Source organism: Mesorhizobium sp. Pch-S (assembly GCF_004136315.1).
Classification (GTDB): Bacteria; Pseudomonadota; Alphaproteobacteria; order Rhizobiales; family Rhizobiaceae; genus Mesorhizobium.
Map to the genome: position 1 here is coordinate 4,944,965 of NZ_CP029562.1, position 20,477 is coordinate 4,965,441.

General features: G+C 63.2%; 15 protein-coding genes, 1 pseudogene and 1 riboswitch. Of the genes and pseudogenes, 6 read left to right on the forward strand and 10 right to left on the reverse strand.

Annotated elements, in window-relative coordinates; all coding sequences use genetic code 11:
• Positions 1–102: 102 nt before the first annotated feature.
• The gene (locus C1M53_RS23165) at positions 103–819 is read right to left on the reverse strand and encodes a dienelactone hydrolase family protein (protein ID WP_129416324.1); all 717 of its coding nucleotides are present in this window, start codon (positions 817–819) and stop codon (positions 103–105) included.
• A 148-nt stretch (positions 820–967) separates the two neighbouring features.
• Between C1M53_RS23165 and C1M53_RS23170 the strand changes: the two genes are divergently transcribed.
• The 6 genes and pseudogenes from C1M53_RS23170 (at position 968) to C1M53_RS23195 (ending at position 9,884) form a co-directional block, all read left to right on the forward strand.
• Positions 968–1,570: an ANTAR domain-containing response regulator gene (locus tag C1M53_RS23170; protein ID WP_129414380.1), complete on the forward strand. Its 603-nt coding sequence runs from the start codon at positions 968–970 to the stop codon at positions 1,568–1,570.
• A pseudogene (locus C1M53_RS23175) lies at positions 1,567–2,804 on the forward strand (CmpA/NrtA family ABC transporter substrate-binding protein). Before C1M53_RS23170 ends, C1M53_RS23175 begins: the two are co-directional and overlap by 4 nt.
• A 332-nt stretch (positions 2,805–3,136) precedes the next feature.
• On the forward strand, positions 3,137–4,432 hold the full coding sequence (locus C1M53_RS23180) for a nitrate/nitrite transporter (protein ID WP_129414381.1): 1,296 nt from the start codon (positions 3,137–3,139) through the stop codon (positions 4,430–4,432).
• A 12-nt stretch (positions 4,433–4,444) separates the two neighbouring features.
• Positions 4,445–6,895 carry a nitrite reductase large subunit NirB gene (gene nirB, locus C1M53_RS23185; RefSeq protein ID WP_129414382.1) on the forward strand — a complete coding sequence of 817 codons (2,451 nt, stop codon included), beginning with the start codon at positions 4,445–4,447 and terminating at the stop codon, positions 6,893–6,895.
• Positions 6,895–7,230, forward strand: a complete 336-nt coding sequence (nirD, locus tag C1M53_RS23190) for a nitrite reductase small subunit NirD (protein ID WP_165358218.1) — start codon at positions 6,895–6,897, stop codon at positions 7,228–7,230. The genes nirB and nirD overlap by 1 nt, the downstream gene beginning before the upstream one ends.
• Positions 7,227–9,884, forward strand: coding sequence for a nitrate reductase (locus C1M53_RS23195; RefSeq protein WP_129414384.1), 2,658 nt, complete (start codon positions 7,227–7,229; stop codon positions 9,882–9,884). Before nirD ends, C1M53_RS23195 begins: the two co-directional genes overlap by 4 nt.
• A 10-nt stretch (positions 9,885–9,894) precedes the next feature.
• On the opposite strand, the gene C1M53_RS23200 is transcribed toward C1M53_RS23195, so the two are convergent.
• The 9 genes from C1M53_RS23200 to C1M53_RS23240 all read right to left on the reverse strand — a co-directional run bounded on the left by C1M53_RS23200 (position 9,895) and on the right by C1M53_RS23240 (position 20,444).
• Complete coding sequence (locus tag C1M53_RS23200; RefSeq protein ID WP_129416325.1) at positions 9,895–11,973, reverse strand: ATP-dependent helicase; 2,079 nt, start codon at positions 11,971–11,973, stop codon at positions 9,895–9,897.
• 183 nt (positions 11,974–12,156) lie between these two features.
• Positions 12,157–12,708, reverse strand: a complete 552-nt coding sequence (locus C1M53_RS23205; protein ID WP_207213035.1) for a flavin reductase — start codon at positions 12,706–12,708, stop codon at positions 12,157–12,159.
• Between the two features lie 86 nt (positions 12,709–12,794).
• Complete coding sequence (locus C1M53_RS23210) at positions 12,795–13,829, reverse strand: methionine synthase (RefSeq protein WP_129414385.1); 1,035 nt, start codon at positions 13,827–13,829, stop codon at positions 12,795–12,797.
• 26 nt (positions 13,830–13,855) lie between these two features.
• Entirely contained in the window at positions 13,856–14,839 is a 984-nt protein-coding gene (locus C1M53_RS23215) for a DUF1852 domain-containing protein (protein ID WP_129416327.1), read from the reverse strand.
• 163 nt (positions 14,840–15,002) lie between these two features.
• Positions 15,003–15,219: riboswitch (cobalamin riboswitch) on the reverse strand.
• A 134-nt stretch (positions 15,220–15,353) separates the two neighbouring features.
• On the reverse strand, positions 15,354–16,214 hold the full coding sequence (locus C1M53_RS23220) for a helix-turn-helix transcriptional regulator (RefSeq protein WP_245488253.1): 861 nt from the start codon (positions 16,212–16,214) through the stop codon (positions 15,354–15,356).
• Between the two features lie 123 nt (positions 16,215–16,337).
• A complete protein-coding gene (locus C1M53_RS23225) occupies positions 16,338–16,724 on the reverse strand; it encodes a hypothetical protein (RefSeq protein ID WP_129414387.1) in 387 nt (128 codons plus the stop codon).
• Between the two features lie 168 nt (positions 16,725–16,892).
• Positions 16,893–17,867, reverse strand: a complete 975-nt coding sequence (locus C1M53_RS23230) for a GlxA family transcriptional regulator (RefSeq protein WP_129414388.1) — start codon at positions 17,865–17,867, stop codon at positions 16,893–16,895.
• A 119-nt stretch (positions 17,868–17,986) separates the two neighbouring features.
• Positions 17,987–19,177 carry a formaldehyde dehydrogenase, glutathione-independent gene (gene fdhA, locus C1M53_RS23235; protein WP_129414389.1) on the reverse strand — a complete coding sequence of 397 codons (1,191 nt, stop codon included), beginning with the start codon at positions 19,175–19,177 and terminating at the stop codon, positions 17,987–17,989.
• A gap of 37 nt (positions 19,178–19,214) precedes the next feature.
• The gene (locus C1M53_RS23240) at positions 19,215–20,444 is read right to left on the reverse strand and encodes an aromatic ring-hydroxylating dioxygenase subunit alpha (protein ID WP_129414390.1); all 1,230 of its coding nucleotides are present in this window, start codon (positions 20,442–20,444) and stop codon (positions 19,215–19,217) included.
• Between the last annotated feature and the right edge of the window lie 33 nt (positions 20,445–20,477).

Consider the following 20,477-nt stretch of genomic DNA (forward strand, 5'->3'; position numbering starts at 1 on the left):
GCCGTTGCCCCATCCCCTCACGGGTATGGGGCTTGTTGTTTGCGGCGCGCCAATGCGCGTCGCATTCTTTCGAGTTTGCTCTTCGTGCCCGGCGCAGACGCTCTAGAGATGCTGGTCTAGAAGCCAGTCCCAGAGCTTGCTGTCGTTCAGTGCAGCCGCTTCCACGGCGGAATGATCGACGCCTTCGAGCACGCTCAGCCGCGCATTGCGCTTGATAGCCTTGAGCCGCTCATACAGCACCACCGAGTCGGACAGCGGAATGACGTCGTCATCGGTGCCGTGAAAGGCCCAGAAGGCGGCTTTTTCGTTCGTCCTGCTGAGATAGTGGCGGTTGCCGCCACCGGCGATCGGGACCACGGCTGCGAACCGTTGCGGAAACTGCTCGGCAAGCGCCCAGGCGCCGAAAGCGCCGCGGCTGTAGCCGATCACGTAGATGCGGCTGCGGTCGACGCGGCGGCTGGCGATGACCTCCTCGAGCGCGGCGTCGACCTTCTCGATCGGATAAAGCAGTTCTTCGCTGGGGTTCTGCGGCGAGAAGACGAGGAACGGGAACTCCTTGCCGCCCTCGATCAGCTTCGGCAGTCCGCTCCGCCGGACCTTTTCGATGTCGCTGCCGCCCTGGTCGCCGCCATGCAGCCAGACGACGAGCGGATATGTCTTGCCGGAGGTGTCATAGTCCGACGGCGTGTAGAGCAGGTAGCCGAGGTCGGCCTGGATGGTGGCCTTCGACGTCTGTGCGGTCTGGCCGGCCAGCGCCGTCTCCGGGATTGAAAGAGCGCTCGACGCGAGCGCAACAGCCAACAGCAACGATCGAAACATCATCCATCCTCCACAACAGCCCTCCCACCTCCATCGATCACATTTTGCCGGTGAGGTCGACACCGGCGCAAAGCGCGACGGTCCGGTGCTCTCGAACATCGGGTTCAATTTTTGTTGCATTGCAGCAAATGCGCGGCAAGAGTGGCGCATGCTTGCCAGTGCGCTCCGTATCCTTGTCATCGATGAGAACCGCATCCGCGCGGCGATCATCGAGGCTGGGCTGCGCGAGGCCGGCCACCCCGAGGTCACGCTTGTCGATGATGTGACCGGTATCGCCGCCCGCATTGCAGCGCTGCAGCCGGACGTCATCGTCATCGATATCGAGAATCCCAACCGCGACATGCTAGAGAACATGTTCCAGCTGTCGCGCGCCGTGAAGCGGCCCATTGCCATGTTCGTCGACCGCTCCGACACGGCCTCGATCGAAGCCGCGGTGGATGCCGGTGTCTCGGCCTATGTCGTCGATGGCCTGAAGAAGGAACGGGTCAAGCCGATCCTCGACATGGCCATCAGCCGTTTCAATGCATTTTCGCGCATGGAGCGTGAGCTCGAGGAAGCGCGCACCGAATTGCAAAGCCGCAAGACGGTCGAGCGCGCCAAGGGCATCCTGATGAAATCGCGCGGGCTTTCCGAGCAGGAAGCCTATGCACTGCTGCGCAAGACCGCGATGAACCAGAACCGCAAGATCGGCGACGTGGCACAGAGCCTGGTTACCGCCGCGGGCCTGCTGGGCGCAGGAGACGATCAATGAGCCGGGCGTACCAGATCTCCGGGGGGGTCCTGCCGCTGCTCGACAGCGCCGTGCTGGTTGTGGCGCGCGAGCTGGCTTTGCCGCCGGCGAAGGCATCGATCTTCACCTCACCCGGGAGAATTCCTGGGCAAGCATCCGTGACCGCCTTGCCGTCGGTCATTTCCATGTCGCGCATATGCTGGCGCCGATGCCCATTGCCTGCAATCTCGGCCTGACGCCGCTCGCCGCGCGCACCATCGCGCCGATGGCGCTGGGGCTCGGCGGCAATGCGGTCACCGTCTCGCGCGCGCTCTGGCAGGCGATGCTGGCGCAAGACGCGTCGCCGAATCTCGATCCCCGTTCCACCGGAGAGGCGCTGGCGGCGGTCGTGGCCGATCGAAAGGCGGCCGGCGAGGCGCCGCTGCGCTTCGGCGTCGTACATCCGCATTCGGGCCATAACTACGAGTTGCGCTACTGGCTCGCCGCCTGCGGCGTCGATCCCGAGCATGATATCGAGATCGTCATCGTGCCGCCGTCCTTCATGGCCGATGCGCTCGGCACCAGGCGCATCGACGGCTATTGTGTCGGCGAACCCTGGAACACGGCCGCGGTGGTCAAAGGCGTCGGCCGTATCGTCACCACCAAGGCCGGAATCTGGCGCTCCAGCCCGGAAAAGGTGCTGGGTGTCGCGGCCGAATGGGCCGAGGAACAGCCGGAGGCACTGGCGGCACTGTTGCGGGCCCTCTACCGCGCCGCCGCCTGGTGCGGCGACAGCGGCAACCATGCCGAACTTGCGCAACTGATCGCCAAGCCTGGCTTTGTCGACTGCCCTGCCGAATGGCTGAAGCCGGCACTCACCGGGCTGATCCAGACCGGCGACGGCGGCGAGGTGGCAACGCCGGATTTCTTCGTGCCGCAGGCCAAGGCCGCGACCTTCCCGTGGAAGAGCCATGCGCTCTGGTTCTATAGCCAGATGGTTCGTTGGAGGCAGATAGAGGCCACCCCGGCCAACGAAGCGATCGCGCGCGAGACCTATCGTCCTGATCTCTACCGGCAGGCCTTGCGTGATCTCGGAGTGGCGCTGCCGGGAGCCAATGCCAAGGTCGAAGGTGCACTGGTCACCGAAACGCCGGTCGGTTCTGCCGGCGCCAGCCTGATGCTCGGGCCGGATGGTTTCTTCGACGGGCAGGTGTTCGATCCCGACCGTGTCGAGGACTATATTCGCGGCCAGCTTCCTGCCGGGTTGAAAGCGTAGGCAGTCTTCTACATTGCATCATTTTTGTGCACTACAATACGTCATTTGCCGGAAGTTTTGCCAGCGCTGAACAGGCTCGATCCTGGCCGATGCGCTGAAGCGCATTGATTCCTTTGCATAAAACAATGCCAGTCAAAACTGGCACGCATCCTGCTTTGTAACAGTCGAGGCCCAGGGTTGGGCCACGAGTTCTGCGTCCAATGATGGGCGCACCAGGCAAGGCTGCCGTTCAGGTCACCACGCGATCCCGGATGTACGGACGCGCGGCGACCTGTTCGGCAGCCTTTTTGTTTTCAACCGCACGGCGGCGCTTGCCGAATACGGAGCGAACAATGAGCGTATCTTCTCGACAAGGCCGGGATCCGGCAGCCACGCATGCACTGACCCTGTCCACCCTGTCGTTCACGGTGTGCTTTGCCGTGTGGACCATCTTCTCGATCATCGGCATCCGCATCAAGCAGGAGCTCGGACTTTCGGAAACCGAATTCGGCCTGCTGGTCGGCACGCCGATCCTCTCCGGCTCGCTTGCCCGCATCGTGCTCGGCGTATGGACCGACCGTTTCGGTGGCCGTCTGGTCTACACCGCCACCATGCTGGCGGCGGCACTTGCCACCTTCCTGCTGGCGTTCGCGCAGACCTATCCGCAGATGCTGGTTGCCGCGCTCGGTGTCGGTCTGGCGGGTGGCTCCTTCGCCGTCGGCGTCGCCTATGTCTCACGCTTCTATCCCGCCGAGAGACAAGGTACGGCGCTTGGCATCTTCGGCGTCGGCAATGTCGGCGCCGCCGTCACCAAGTTCCTGGCTCCCTTTGTGATGCTGGCACTGGGCTGGCGGGATGTGGCGATCATCTGGGCCTGCGTGCTCGGCTTCATGGCGTGTTTCTTCTGGTTCAGCGCCAACGACGATCCGGTGATCCGGCAGCGGCGTGTCACCGGCGCCAGCCCACCGCGTAACTTCCGGGCTGAGTTCGAACCCCTGAAGGACCTGCGCGTCTGGCGGTTCGGGCTCTATTATTTCTTCGTCTTCGGCGGTTTCGTCGCCCTGGCGCTCTGGCTGCCGCGATACCTGATCGGCGTCTACGGCTTCGATATCGCCACCGCCGGCATGATGGGTGCCGCCTATTCGATCCCCGGCTCCATCTTCCGCGCCTATGGCGGCGTCCTGTCGGACAGGATCGGCGCGCGCATGGTGCTCTACTGGACCTTCGCCGTATCGGCGGTGTGTTGCGCGGTGCTGGCTCTGCCGGCAGCTGATTTCACGGTGCGCGGCATCAGCGGCCCGGTCTCCTTCCATTTCGAGATCGGCTGGATCGCCTTCGTCGCCATAGCCTTCGTGCTCGGCTTCTTCATGGCTGTCGGCAAGGCCGCGGTCTACAAGCACATCCCGGTCTACTATCCGGACAATGTCGGCGCCGTCGGCGGCCTTGTCGGCATGATCGGCGGGCTCGGCGGCTTCTTCCTGCCCATCGCCTTCGGCGCGCTCAACGACCTGACCGATGTCTGGTCGAGCTGCTTCATGCTGCTGTTCGTCATCGTCGCCGCCTGCCTTGTCTGGATGCATGTCGCCATCCTGCGCATGGAGCAGGCCCGCGCGCTGGCCGAACAGGCCGCCGTGTCGCCGGCTGAATAGGGACCTGCACCCATGACAGAGAAACTCGTCATCATCGGCAACGGCATGGCCCCGGGGCGCATGCTGGAGCACCTGCTCGAAGCCGCGCCCGGCCGTTACCAGATCACCATCTTCAACGCCGAGCCGCGCGTGAACTACGACCGCATCATGCTGTCGCCGGTCCTTTCGGGCGAGAAGCAATACGAAGAAATCGTCATCCATGGCGACGGCTGGTACATCAGGCACGGCATCACGCTCTACAAGGGCCACAGGATCGTCGCGATCGATCGCGTGGCCAGGACAGTCACGTCGGACAAGGGCGTGACTGAGCCGTATGACAGGCTGGTCATCGCCACCGGTTCTGTGCCTTTCATCATCCCGGTGCCCGGCAAGGACATGCCGGGCGTGCTCTCCTATCGCGACCTCGACGATGTCGGCGCCATGCTGCTTGCCGCCCAGTCACGCGACAGGGCGGTGGTGATCGGCGGTGGCCTGCTCGGGCTGGAGGCCGCGGCCGGCCTCAAGGAACGCGGCATGGAGGTCACCGTGCTGCATGTCATGCCAACCCTGATGGAGCGCCAGCTCGACCCGGCTGCAGGCTACCTGCTGCAGAAGCAGCTGGAGGCGCGCGGCATCGCTGTCAGGACGAGGGCGAACACCAGGCAGATCGTCGGCGACGGCAAGGTGCAGGGCGTCGAGCTCGACACAGGTGAGATCATCCCGGCGACGCTGGTGGTCATGGCGGTCGGCATCCGGCCGAATGTCGGCCTCGCCAGGGAGGCAGGGCTGGAGGTCAATCGCGGTATCGTCACCGACGACCGCATGCTGACTTCCGATCCGGACATCTTCGCGCTCGGCGAATGCACCGAAGTGGACGGCCGCGTCTACGGTCTTGTCGCGCCGCTCTATGAAATGGCCAGGGTGGTCGCGGCGGAGCTGGCGGGTGCCGAAGACGGGCGCTTCGTGCATTCCGACACGCCGACCAAGCTCAAGGTCACCGGCATCGACCTCTATTCGATCGGCGATTTCGCCGATGGCGAGGACCGCGAGGAGATCATCCTGCGCGATGCCGCGGCCGGCATCTACAAGCGGGTGATTCTGCAGGACAACAGGATCATCGGCACGGTGCTGTTCGGCGAGACGGCCGATGGCGCCTGGTTCAACGACCTGAAGAAGAAGGAAGTCGACATCTCCGAGATGCGCGACACGCTAATCTTCGGGCAGGCGTTCCAGGGGGGCGCTTCAGCGGACCCTCTGGCGGCCGTTGCGGCTCTGGCGGATGATGCGGAAATCTGCGGCTGCAACGGCGTCTGCAAGGGCAAGATCGCGTCTACCATCACGAAAAAGGGCCTGACGTCGCTGGACGACGTGCGTGCCCATACCAAGGCGTCGGCCTCGTGCGGTTCGTGCACCGGCCTCGTCGAGAAGGTGATGGCGCTGGTGCTGGGCGATAGCTACAACCCGGCCGCCGTGCAGCCGATGTGCGCCTGCACCGACCTCGGTCATGACGAGGTGCGCCGGCTGATCAAGGCGAAGGGCCTGAAGACCATCCCGGCGCTGATGCAGGAGCTGGAGTGGAAGACTTCCTGCGGCTGCGCCAAATGCCGGCCGGCGCTCAACTACTATCTCGTCGCCGACTGGCCGGGCGCCTATGCCGACGACTACCAGTCGCGCTTCATCAACGAGCGCGTCCACGCCAACATCCAGAAGGACGGCACCTATTCGGTGGTGCCGCGCATGTGGGGCGGGGTCACCTCGGCCGCGGAGCTGCGCGCCATCGCCGACGTGGTCGACAAGTTCGCCATTCCGACCGTCAAGGTCACCGGCGGCCAGCGCATCGACATGCTGGGCATCAGGAAGGAAGACCTGCCGGCGGTATGGGCCGATCTCGGCCAGGCCGGTTTCGTCTCGGGCCACGCCTATGCCAAAGGACTGCGCACGGTGAAGACCTGCGTCGGCACCGACTGGTGCCGCTTCGGCACGCAGGATTCGACCGGCCTCGGCATCCGCATCGAAAAGTTCATGTGGGGTTCGTGGACGCCGGCCAAGGTCAAGATGGCGGTCTCCGGTTGTCCGCGCAATTGCGCCGAGGCGACGTGCAAGGATGTCGGCGTGATCTGTGTCGACTCCGGCTACGAGATCCACTTCGCCGGCGCCGCCGGTCTCGACATCAAGGGCACGGAAGTGCTCGGCCTGGTCCGCAGCGAGGACGAGGCGATGGAGGCGATCGTCGCACTCGTGCAGATGTACCGCGAGCAGGCGCGGTATCTCGAGCGCATCTACAAATGGGCAAAACGCGTCGGTCTCGACGAGATCCGCCGCCAGATCATGGCCGATCCCGACAGGCGCAAGGCCTATTTCGAACGTTTCGTCTTCAGCCAGAAATTCGCGCAGGTCGATCCGTGGTCCGAACGCGTCTCCGGCAAGGACAAGCACGAGTTCCGGCCGATGGCCGAGACAGATTTCCGGGTTGCTGCGGAGTGATGAAGATGGATTGGCTGGATATCGGCATACTCGACGACATTCCGCCGCGCGGCGCGCGTTGCGTGAAGACCCCGAACGGCAGGATCGGCATCTTCCGCACGCATGACGACCGCGTCTTCGCCATAGAGGACCATTGCCCGCACAAGGGCGGCCCGCTCAGCCAGGGCATCGTGCATGGCGCTTCGGTGACCTGTCCGCTGCACAGCTGGGTGTTTTCGCTGGAAACCGGCAAGGCGTTGGGGGCCGATGAAGGTTCGGTGAAGACAATCCCGGTGCGCGTCGAGGCGGGACGCATCGCGATCTCGCTCGGCGCCATGCTGCAGGCAGCGGAATGAACGCCGCTGTGGGCAGCGCCGAAGCGAGCACCACCTGCCCCTATTGTGGGGTGGGGTGCGGCGTGCTGGCGAAACCTGGCAACGAGGTCTCCGTCCGTGGCGATCCCGACCACCCGGCCAATCACGGCAGGCTGTGTTCGAAAGGTTCGGCGCTTGGCGAGACGCTGAACCTCGACGGGCGGCTGCTTCACCCGGAAATCGCCGGCAGGCGTGCCGACTGGGACACGGCGCTCGACACCGTTGCCGGGCGTTTCCAGCAGACAATCGCCGAGCACGGCCCGGATTCGGTCGCCTTCTACATCTCCGGCCAACTGCTGACCGAGGACTACTACGTCGCCAACAAGCTGATGAAGGGTTTCATTGGTTCCGCCAACATCGACACCAATTCCAGGCTGTGCATGGCCTCGTCGGTCGCCGGCCACCGCCGCGCCTTCGGCGAGGATATCGTGCCCGGGGTCTATGAGGATTTCGACGAAGCCGACCTGATCGTGCTCACCGGTTCGAACGCTGCCTGGTGCCATCCAATCCTCTATCAGCGCCTGCTGGCCGCCCGCAAAGCCCGCGGCACCCGCATCGTGGTGATCGATCCGCGCCGCACGGCGACGGCCGACGAATGCGACCTGCACCTGGCGCTCGCTCCCGGCGCGGATGTGCTTCTGTTCAACGGCCTGCTTGCGCATCTGGCGCGCGCCGGCGCGCTGGACCGGCACTACATCGCCGAGAGCACGACAGGGTTGGACCAGGCCTTGGCACTGGCTGCCGCCAATGCGCCGAGCGTGGAGCATGTGGCGCAGGGGTGCGGCCTGGCGCCGGCCGATGTCCGCTTTTTCTTCGAACTCTTCTCTGTCACCGAGCGGGTGGTCACGGTCTACAGCCAGGGCGTGAACCAGTCGGCGCATGGCACCGACAAGGTCAATGCCATCATCAATTGCCACCTCGCGACCGGTCGGATCGGCAGGCCCGGCATGGGGCCGTTCTCGGTGACCGGCCAGCCGAACGCCATGGGCGGCCGCGAAGTTGGCGGGCTGGCCAACCAGCTTGCCGCCCATATGCACTTCGACAATGGGGCCGACGTCGACCGTGTCGCACGCTTCTGGAACGCGCCGGAGATCGCGACCAGGGCCGGGCTCAAGGCGGTCGATATGTTCCGTGCGGTTGGTGATCGCCGGATCAAGGCGCTGTGGATCATGGGCACCAATCCCGCCGTGTCGATGCCGGATGCCGGCCGGGTGCGGGCGGCGCTGAAGGCCTGCGACTTCGTCGTCGTCTCCGACGTGACGCGCACCGACACCACCCGTTTCGCAGACGTGCTTCTGCCCGTCGCCGCCTGGGGCGAGAAGGACGGCATGGTGACCAATTCCGAGCGCCGGCTTTCGCGGCAGCGGCCATTCCTGGTCATGCCGGGCGAGGTGAGGCCCGACTGGCGCATCATCTGCGACGTCGCTGCCCGCATGGGGTTTGGCAACGCCTTCGGTTTCGCCGGTCCCGCCGCGATCTTCCGCGAGCATGCCGCACTGTCCGCCTTCGAGAACAAGGGCGAGCGGCTGTTCGATCTCGGCGCGCTGGCCGACATCCCGGACGCGGATTACGAGACATTCGAGCCCCGGCGCTGGCCGGCGCGCGACGAACGCAAGGCGGGCCGCCTCCTGGGCGACGGCAGGTTTCCGACCCCCGACGGCCGTGCGCGTTTCATCGCTGTGCGGCAGGAGGGCGTGGCGCTGGCTGTCAGCGCCGCCCATCCGCTGATGCTCAACACCGGCCGGCTGCGCGATCAGTGGCACACCATGACCCGGACCGGTGCGGTGCCGCGACTGATGGCGAACGCGCCGGAACCGATGCTCGACCTCAATCCGCTCGACGCTGAAGCCCATGGGCTGGCCGAAGGCGATCTCGCCCATCTGTCGACACGATATGGTTCCGCCCGCGCCAGGGTCCGTATCACCGACGCGCAGCGGCCCGGCCAGGCTTTCCTGCCCATGCACTGGAGTGGCCATTTCGCCGCCAATGCCGGGGCAGGGGCGCTGGCGACACCGATCACCGATCCGCATTCCGGCCAGCCGGAGCTGAAGAACGTACCGTTGCGCATCGTGCGCGAGGAGATCGCCTGGGCGGGCGTTCTGATCACACGCCGCAATCTGCGGCCGACCGGCTTCGTTCACTGGAGCCGGTCGGCCGTTACGGGTGGCTGGGTCTATGAGCTCGCCGGCACCGAGACGCCGGACCAGGGCATCCTGCTGGCACGGGGGCTGCTCGCCACGCCCGATCGTCTCGTCGAGTATCGCGACCGCAAGGGCCTGACCTACCGGGCCGCGGCGGTGGATGAAAACGGCGCGCTGGCCGAAGCACTGATGGTTGCTCCGAAGGGGCAACTGCCGGCGCGCGACTGGCTGTTGTCGCTGCTTGGCAGCCGCGCGCAGCTCACCTTGACCGACCGCCAGGCATTGTTATCCGGCCGCGCGCCCGCCGCCGTGCCGTCGGCCGGCCGCATCGTCTGCTCCTGCTTCAACGTCGGCGTCAACCAGCTGGCCGATGCCGTTTCCGCCGGTTGCCGCAGCCTGGAGGCCATCGGCAGGGAACTTGGCGCCGGCACCAATTGCGGCTCCTGTCGCTCCGAGATCAGGACTATCATCGGGGCAGGCCTGGCGGCCGGATGATCTGCGGCGATCACTTCCACATCGAACGCATCTTGCCCTTGAGGTCGACATTGCCGCGCGGCCGTGCCGACTGCTCGTCGCGCAGCGCCTGGCTGGTCCAGGACGTCAGCTGGAAATGCTGCAGGATGTGCGACGGGATGAAGCGCGTCTTCGAGGCATAGACATGCTTGTCGCCGCGCGCGACCTGGCTGGAGGGGTAGAAGCGCTGCGGCACGATCAGGTGCAGGGAATCCTTCGCCCGCGTCATCGCGACGTAGAGCAGGCGCCGTTCCTCCTCCAGCTCCTTGCGTTCGCCGGCGCTGAGATCGATCGGGATGCAACCGTCGACGGCATTGAGCAGGAACACCTTGGTCCATTCCTGGCCCTTGGCCGAATGGATCGTCGACAGGATCAGGTAATCCTCGTCCAGCAGCGGCGGGCCGGCCTCGTCGCTGGTTGCGCTCGGCGGGTCGAGCGTAAGGTCGGTCAGGAAGCGGTCGCGCGACGGATAGCCGGAAGCGATCTGCTCGAGTTGCAACAGGTCTGCCCGGCGCACGGTTGCGTCCTCGTGCTTGCGCTCGAGATGCGGTTCGTACCACAGCCTCGCCCGCTCCATCTCCGCCGGCCAGCCGGGGTTGCGGCGCAGGTCGCAGAACAGGTCGACGAACTGCGGCCAGTCTTTTGCGGCGCGCACCGGCGGCGCGAAACGCGCCAGGCCCATCTCGAGGTCGAGCGACTGCTCCATGCTGTCGATGGCCTGGGTCGCGGCGGCAGGCCCGATGCCCGGCAGCAACTGCATGACCCGAAAGCCGGCAATGCGGTCGCGCGGGTTCTGCACGAAGCGCAGCACGGCAAGCACGTCCTTGACGTGGGCCGCATCGAGGAATTTCAGCCCGCCAAACTTCACAAAGGGGATGTTGCGCCGGGTCAGCTCGACCTCGAGCGGTCCGGAATGGTGCGATGCGCGAAACAGCACCGCCTGCTGCTTGAGCAGGGTTCCGGTCTCGCGCTCCTTCAGCACCTCGTCGCAGATGTAGCTTGCCTGCTCGGCTTCGTCGCGCACGGTGACGATGGCCGGCTTCTCGTGCGACGAGCGGTCGGTCCACAGGTTCTTGGTGAAGCGTTCGGTCGCCTCGCCGATGACCGCATTCGCCGCATTCAGGATCGCGTCGGTTGAACGATAGTTGCGGTCGAGCGTCACCACATCGGCGGGCGCCGGAAACAGGGTCGGGAAATCGAGGATGTTGCGGACTTCCGCGGCGCGGAACGAATAGATCGACTGGGCATCGTCGCCCACCACCGTCAGGCCGGTCCCGTCCGGCTTGATCGCGGTCAGGATCGAGGCCTGCAGCCGGTTGGTATCCTGGTATTCGTCGACGAGGATGTGGTCGAAGCGCGAGGACAGATGCGCGGCGATGTCCGGTTCCGCTGCCATCTGTGCCCAGTAGAGCAGGAGGTCGTCGTAATCGAGGATGTTCTGCCGCTGTTTTGCCTCGACATAGGCGCCGAACAGCCGTTTCAGCTCCTCGCTCCAGCCAACGCACCAGGGGAAGTACTCGGCGACGACCTTTTCGAGCGCATCCTGTGCGTTGACCACGCGCGAGTAGATCGAGAGGCACGTCGCCTTGGTCGGGAAGCGGTTTTCGGTCTCTGAGAAGCCGAGTTCGTGCCGCACCAGGTTCATCAGGTCGGCGGAATCCTCGCGGTCGTGGATGGTGAAGCTCGGCTCCAGCCCGATCTCCAGCGCATAGTCGCGCAGCAGTCGCGCGCCGATCGAATGGAAGGTGCCAGCCCAGGTCAGGCCTTCCGTCAGGCTGGCGGCACGATCCTTCATCACCTCGGCGGCGATGCGCTCGACGCGCTTGCTCATCTCGGTTGCCGCCCGGCGCGAGAACGTCATCAGGAGGATGCGCCGCGGATCGGCGCCGCGCACGATGAGATGCGCGACCCGATGGGCGAGTGTGTTCGTTTTGCCTGAACCGGCGCCGGCGATGATCAGCAGCGGTCCGCAGACCGCACCGTCTCCGTGCAGGACCGCTGCCTTCTGGCCGTCGTTCAGCTTCGACAGATAGGCAGGTTCCTCGATCGAATCACGGATGGCGATGTTCATGCGGCCATGAAGCATCGTTTCCGTTTCGTTCGCAATGGCCGCGGGCCGCCTTGCGACACCGGGTTACGCCAGCCTGCTCGGCAAGCTTTCCCATGCACGTCTCCAGCGGGGAGCGGAGAAACGGCGGCCGATTTGGGAGCCGGCACTCGGAAACGCTGGCATAGGGTTCGCCGACGTATCAGGCTAGCCTTTGAGATAGCGACGCATGCAATAGAGCAACGCTGCCTGTTCCTCGTTCTCGCGGACGTCTACCACGCGCCCGAAGAGGATACGGTGGGTTGCCTCGTCGACGGCATTGCTGAGTTCGCATTCGAAGCTGACCGAGGCGTCTGTCAGGACGGGAACACCCGTAAGACCTTCTGTCCATTCGCCAAGCGCAAATCGGTTCACCACCGCTGTCTTTCCGCCGAAGGCGTTGGAAAGGTTCTCGTGGCCCGGCATCAACGTGTTGACGCAGAAATAGCGTGCGTTTTCGAAAGCATGAAAACATGAGCTCGCACGATTGATACAGACGAGCAGTGTCGGCGGGGTATCGCTGACGCTGCAGACAGCGGAGGCCGTGAACCCGTAGCGCTTGCCGCCGGAACTGGTGCTGACGACATTGACCGAAGTGCCGAGGCGCGACATCCCGTTGCGAAACGTGGCTCTGTCCACAATGCCGAAGCGATGTTGCATCATATTCATTTTGATCTCCCGGGCGCGTTCGGAACGGGCAAAACCGAGGCGCTCGCGCAAGGCCGCCTGTCTCCCTACGGCGGGAACGGCAAAGCATGTCCAGACAGTCGACAGCATCGCACGGCTGTCTGGACGTGCCCCAGTCGTCAGGCCTGGGCTGTGAGTTCTTTTCGAACGATTTCCGCGCCTGCACTCAAGGCATTCAGCTTGCCTCTGGCTACTCGACGGGAGAGGGGGGCCATGCCGCAATTGGTGCAGGGGCACAGTTTGTCGGCATCGACAAACTGAAGTGCTCTTCGCAGAGTACCGGCCACCTCCTCCGGCGTCTCAATGACATCGCTTGCCACGTCGATGGCCCCGACCATCACTTTCTTTCCGCGAACAAGTTCGATGAGATCCATTGGAACGTGAGAGTTGTGGCATTCCAGGGAGATCATGCCGATGCTGGATTTCTGCAGCTTGGGGAAAGATTCCTCATATTGCCGCCATTCCGACCCGAGAGTCTTCTTCCAGTCTGTGTTGGCCTTGATGCCATACCCGTAGCAGATATGAACGGCAGTTTCGCACTTGAGCCCTTCGATTGCCTTTTCCAGGGTGGCAACTCCCCAATCGTTCACCTCGTCAAAGAACACATTGAATGCGGGCTCATCGAACTGGATGATATCGACGCCGGCAGTCTCCAGTTCCCTGGCTTCCTGATTGAGGATCTTGGCGAATTCCCAGGCCAGTTTTTCTCGGCTCTTATAGTGATTGTCAAAAAGCGTATCGATCATGGTCATCGGACCCGGCAGAGCCCATTTGATAGGCTGCTTGGTCTGCCGGCGCAGGAACTTGGCGTCTTCAACGAAAACCGGCTTTTGGCGCGACACCGCGCCGACGACTGTCGGGACGCTCGCATCATAGCGATCCCGAATTCTGACGGTCTCGCGTTTTTCGAAATCAACCCCGTCCAGGTGCTCGATGAACGTCGTGACGAAATGCTGGCGCGTCTGCTCGCCGTCGCTGACGATATCGATGCCTGCCTGTCGCTGATCGTCGAGGGACAAACGCAAAGCGTCCTGCTTGCCTTCGATCAACTCCTCATCCTGCAGTTTCCAGGGTGACCAGAGTTTCTCCGGCTGGGCAAGCCACGAGGGTTTTGGCAAGCTGCCGGCGGTAGACGTGGGCAACAGTGTTTTCATGATAGGCAGCCTTGTCTTTTGGTTGGTCAGCGAACGTGATTGACGGACCACTGCTCGAGGATGGACTTGTATGGTTTGATGAAGTGCTCCTCGGCGAACTTTCCCTGCTCGATCGCCAGCCGGCTACGCTCTTCCCGATCGTAGACGATGCGGGTCAATGAATAATCCTGGTGTTTCAGACTTGGCTGGTAGCACGCCCCTGCCGACGAGTTGGCGTTGTAGATCTCGGGTCGATAGATCTTCTGAAAAGTCTCCATCGTACTGATGGTGCCGATCAGCTCAAGATTGGTGTATTCTGCAAGCAGGTCGCCGATAAAATAGAAAGCCAGAGGCGCTACGCTATTCGATGGCATAAAATAGCGGACCTGCATTCCCATTTTCTGAAAGTAGTGGTCCGTCGAAGACAATTCATCTTGCCGGTACTCAACGCCCAATACAGGGTGCTGATTTTTGGTGCGGTGATATGTCTTGCTGCTTGAAGCGCTCAGACATATGACCGGAGGTTTGGAAAAATGCTTCTTGTAGGCATCTGAGCTCAGGAAGCTTCTGAACAGGTTTCCATGCAGATCTCCGAAATTTTCCGGCATGCTGAATTCCGGGCGGTTCTTGTTGTGCTCCGGCAGCAATACGCTGAAGTCGTAGTCTCGCACGTAGGAGGAGAAATTGTTCCCCACAATGCCTTGGATCCGCTCGTTCGTCTTTCGGTCAACGATGTTTGTTTTCAATATTTCAATTATCGGGAAGGCATTGTTGTTGCCTTCGGCGCCAATAATCATCTCAACCGAAATGATGTCGAGTTCGACAGAATAACGATCGCCCTTGGGGTTGTCCCAATGCGCCAGGGCATTGAAACGATTGTCGATCATCCTCAAGGCATTGCGCAGGTTTTCCTGGCGGTTCTCCCCTCGGGCCAGATTGGCGAAATTGGTCGTGATACGCGTATTGTCCGATGGGCGATAATCCTCGTCGAAACGAATACTCTTGAGGCGAAACGTAAAGTCGTCACTAATTGTGACCTGCCGGCGAGCGACAAGGGCCATGCGGGGAGTGGCGACTTGAATTTTGGGTTGAGACACGACTTACCCCAATGAGTTGGGGGCATGGGTCAGCGGACACATAGCAAGGCGGTCCGCTACGCGGCCTCCGCTACGGCACACCGGGACACCCCGCCCGTGGACGTTGTTTCGCCAAGGCAGGTCTCCTGGCTCGCGGGTCATCGCTTCTGTCCGTCTTCCCAGGGTTTCACCCCAGTGACATTCTGGACGTCAGCTCACCGCTTACAGTTGCGGGGGCAGCTTCGGCTTTCCCGAATATGACGGGGCACCGACTTCCCTCTTAGCCCCGGCGCGTTGCACGCAACGACCGGGGAACCTAGACGCCTGCACCTTCCTGCAATTGTCAGATGAAGTCAATAGCGCATAAAGAAATGTTTATATCTTTATCGCGTGCGTCAGCGTCGGATTTCGCGGCTCCGGCATGTCCCGGTTCCATCCTGCTTGTCGTGCAGTTGCACGCAGCATCACGTCACGCCGGTCGTTTCTTCAGCGGGATGATGTTCGGCGCTGCCTCAGCCTCTGCGGCGTCGCGGCCAACCGCTTCGCCGCGGGCAAGCGTCCTGCGCGTGTTTCCCTCGGGGATGCCTGTGGCAAGCTCCTCGAAATAGCGTGCCGGGGTTGTTCCCAACATGCGCTTGAACATGGAGATGAATGCGCTGACGCTGTCATAGCCGAGATCGCCGGCGATGTTGGTGACCGATTGGCCCTCGCCAAGACGCTGCAACGCCAGGCCGATATGAAGCTGTTGGCGCCAGCGAACGAACGACATGCCGGTTTCCCGCTGGAACAGCCGGCTCAACGTCCTGTTGCTGGCGCCGACGCGGGCGCCCCACTCGTCGATCGTGAAGCGCTGGTCCGGATGCTCGATCATCGCCTTGGTCAGCCGCAGAAGCCTCCTGTCGTTCGGCATGGGCAGATGGATCGGTTCCAGCGTTGCGGTCGCCAGTTCGTCGAGCAGCACGGCGATGAGCCTTCCCTCGCGCTCGCGGCCCATTGCGGCCGATGGCATCTCGCAGTCGAACCGCAGGATGAGCTCGTGCAGGAAAGGCTGGACGAACAGGATGCCGCAATCCTGGTCGAGCGAAGCGGCCAGGTCAGCATCGATGTAGAGGTTGAGGATCTTGATATGTCCCGCGACCCGGCCGGCATGGGAGACATCGCCCGGTATCCACATGGCGCAATGCGGCGGGACGGTCCAGAGCCCGCCGGCGGCCCGCATCGTCAGCACGCCGCTGATGACACACATCAGCTGCGCCTTGTCGTGATGGTGGGGCTCCGTCTCGCCGACGAAAGTCGTTTCGGTGATCAGGCTGAAGACGGGGCGTGGCACATCATCCACGTGTCTGAAGCCCTGTATTCGCGGAAAATCCACCTGCTTCTCCCGATCCGGGTCAGCCAAGCCGACAGCGTATCCCAAACCTGTGCGGCATGTCATCGAGGCTCAGGGAGCCTATCATCCGGCACGCGCCTCGAGCAGCACAAGCATGCCTCTGGCTGCCGCTCGCCTCTCGTCCGTCTCAAAAAGAACGGAGAAGCCGAACGCCTTGCTCGCGGTCACCGCCGCCAGCCGCACCGCCGCGCTGGTGGGTTTCTTGCCCTCGATCACGATCATGGCACGGCAGTACTTCCTGAAACGATCCTTTGTCCGCTTGAAGAACAGGGCCTTTTCCCTGCGCTCCTCGGCTGTTTCCGCGTGATGGTCGTCCGGTGCGTGATCGGTGATCAGGACGAACGGCGCCTGCCGGTCCAGAAGCCCTTCGAGTTCGGCGAGGATCGAGGCAGGCGATTGTCCTTCCTCCCGCGCGAAGACAAGCGGGAAGCGCGTATCGTCCAGGAACATTGATCTGTTTCCTTCAGCTGACCAGGTCGATCGGCGGACCTGCCGATGGCATGAGCGATATCCCAAGCATGCCACAGCGGCGTCCGGGCTGCTCTCGCGCCCCTGCCAACAAATCCCGTGAACCCGCCATTGCGGTTTCGCGCGGACTTTCCTGTCAGATATGGCCCGTCAGATATGGATAGCTGCCGTCCGCAGCTCCGACGGGCTCTGGCCGTGGAACTTCTTGAAGGTCCTGGCAAAGTGCGAGGCACTTTCGAATCCCGCTTCCAGGGCAATCTCCAGCATGGAAGCATCGGTGTTTGCGACAAGCGCCTTGGCATGGATCAGCCGCACGCGCTTGTAGGCATTGGCTGGCGACATTCCCGCCTTTTCCTTGAAAAGGCGCTCGAGTTGGCGCCGGCTCACGCCTACTTGCCGTGCCAGTTGGGTGATCGGGATGCGGTCGTTGATATGCTGCTCCATCGCCAGCAGCGTCGCCTTGATACGGACGTCCTCCGCTTCGTCGGCAAATGTGCGCCTCGCCTGCAGATGGAAGGGGGAGCGGGCGTGGTCGATCTGGAGGACTTCCAGCGCGTTGCGTTCGGCATCCTCGCTGATGTGGCTGCGCACGATCAGCGCCGCCATGTCGGCCGCGCTGCTGCCGCCGGCGCACGAGCCACGGTTCTCGTCGAGATGGAAGATCCTGTCCGAGCGGACGACATGGTCGGGAAACCGGTCCTGGAAGTCGCGCGCATGGAGCCAGCTGACACAGCACTCGTGGTTCTTCATGAGACCGGCATCAGCCAGGATGAACGTGCCGGTGCACAGGCCAATGAGCGGTACGTTTGCTGCTGCAGCGCGACGCAGATAACGCGTCGTCTCGGCATCGACGGGCTCCTCCACATTGAGCAGTCCGCCGACCACCACGATATGGCTGAAATGGGCCGGGTCCACGAAACCGGACGTCGGAACGACCTGCACGCCGCAGCTCGATTTCACGGGGTTCTTCGAACTTGCCAGCACATGCCAGTCCGCGCTGACGCGACCCGACCGGTCGAGTTCGTCGCTTGCCAGCCGCAGCGTGTCGATGAACAGCGCGAAGGCCGACAGGGTGAAGGAGCGGCCGAGGATAAAACCCACGCGCAGCTTTGCTGGGGAATTCATGGATCTATCTCCTGGCTCGAACACAATCCGGCAGCCTCCCGTTCCCATCGGAAAGCGGCGCAGGCCACCGGTTCTCCCAAAGCCTGCGCCAAGGCTGCGACATTTTTAGGTCGTACCGATCAGGCAGCTTTCGAAATATCGCCATGCGGGTCAAGCACGTACTTGACCGCCGCGCCCTGGTCGAAGCTCTCGTAGCCTCGCGCGGCGTCCTCGAGCGAGATCACCCTGGCGTTGACGATATCGGCGATCGGCAGGCGGTCATGCAGGATGGCCTGCATCAATTGCCGATTGTATTTGAGCACCGGCGTCTGCCCGGTGTGGAAGGATTGCGCCTTGGCCCAGCCGAGTCCAAGACGCAGCGAGAGGCTGCCGTGCTTGGCAGCCGCGTCGACGGCACCTGGGTCTTCCGTCACATAGAGCCCGGGAATGCCGATCGAGCCGGCAGCACGGGTGATCTCCATCATTTGGTTCAGCACGATCGCCGGCTGCTCGCCGCCGCTATGGCCGCGGGCCTCGAAACCGACCGCGTCGATCGCGCAATCGACTTCGTTGGAGCCGGTGATTTCAGCGATCATGTCGCCCAGCCTGTCGCTTTTGGAAAGATCGACGGCTTCGAAACCCACCCTGGCGGCATGGGCAAGCCGCTCCTTGTTGAAGTCGCCGACCATGACCACGGCAGCACCCAGGATTCGCGCCGAAGCGGCCGCGGCGAGGCCAACCGGTCCGGCTCCGGCAACATAGACGATTGAGCCGACACCGGCGCCGGCGCGGACAGCGCCATGGAAGCCGGTCGGCAGGATATCGGACAGCATGGTCAGATCGCGGATCTTTTCCATCGCACGGTCGCGATCGGGGAACTTCAGCAGGTTGAAGTCGGCATAGGGCACCATGACGTAGCGGGCCTGACCACCGATCCAGCCGCCCATGTCGACATAGCCATACGCGCCGCCGGCGCGGGACGGATTCACGGTCAGGCACACGCCCGTGTCCTGTCCCTTGCAGCAGCGGCAACGTCCGCAGGCTACGTTGAAGGGCACGGAGACGATATCGCCGACCTCGAGCATTTCGACGTCGCTGCCTTTTTCGATCACCTCGCCGGTGATCTCGTGGCCGAGTACCAGGCCTGCCTCGGCCGTGGTGCGACCGCGAACCATGTGCTGATCGGACCCGCAGATGTTGGTCGAAACCACCTTGAGGATCACCGCATGCTCGATGCGCCGGCCATCCGGGGCTGCGAATTTGGGATCCTCGATGTCCTGGACTTCGACCCTGCCTGGGCCGAGATAGACCACGCCTCTGTTCCTGCTCATCCTATCCTCCCTGTTCGATTTCCAGCCGAGTCATTCGCTACGGACGGGCGATCTCCTCCAGATACCAGTTGATGTAGCGAAGCTCGTTGTTCTCCATCGGCGCGATCGGGCCGGGCACGAAATAGTGCGAGCGCACGCCGCGCGCGGTGTGCTCGATGATCTTCTTGTCCTCCTCGGTGGTGACCTTCCAGAGCCAGGTCAGCTTTTCCAGGTCGTAGTCACGGCCTTCCTCGGCGTCGCCACGCACGAGCCAGATCAGCTCCATCTCGCATGTATCGGCGGTCTTCGGAATGAAGCGGTAGATCATGCCATGATCGGGGTAGCAGACGAGGAAGGTGCTGCCGCCGAGATGGATCGAGGTGACGCCGCCGTCATACTCGCTGAACCGGCCCATCAGCGGCGCAATCGGCTTGCCGTCCTGGCTGCCGGTGGAGACGCCGTCATAGAGTGCATAGCGGAACGTGTGGATCGCCTCCTGACCCGCTGCCGAGTTCTGCCAGCGATCGCCGCTGACCACGTCGATACCCAGCGCGCAGGTCCGCGCCTCCATTGCCTGGTTGAGCTTCTCGATCATCTCGAGCGGCTGCTCCAGGGCATGGGTCTGGGAATATTCGGGATGAGCCGGTCCGCAATGATAACACTCGACGTAGTTTTCGACAGCCAGCTTCCAGTTGGCCTGCAGCGGATAGAGTTCGCGATGCGCCACCTTCGCTTCGCCCCAGCCATACTGGCCGCAACTGGTGCGCAGTGATTGCTCGATCGGATCGAAGTCGAGCGGCGTCTCGGCGAAGGAGATGAAGACGAGCCCGGACGCGACCCGAACGTGCAATTTCTTCAGCCCGTGTTCGTTGCGGTCGAAGTCCTTCGGCATCAGCCGCGCGGCGCGCAGCGAGCCGTCATTGCTGTAGGTCCAGGCGTGGTACGGGCAGACGAAGAAGCGTGCGTTGCCCTTCGGCTTGGTGCAGACCTCGGCGCCGCGATGCCGGCACACATTGAGCATCGCGTGGATCGCGCCATCGGCGGCACGTGTCAGGATGATCTGCTCGTCGCCCAGCCGGAACAGCTCGAAGTCGCCTGCATTGGGAATGACGCTCGCATGCGCCAGGCAATGCCAGTGCCGGCGAAACAGGCGTTCCATGTCGCGCTCGAAGATCGCGGGATCCATGTAGAACGGCCGGACCAGGCCATGACCCGGCCGGTGCGCTGCGATCAGGTCGCCGATCCTGTCATCGGCGGCGGATGTCTGTTGAAGATGCAAGATGCTCATCGCTGGCTGCTCATCATTGGCTTGGGAGGGCTG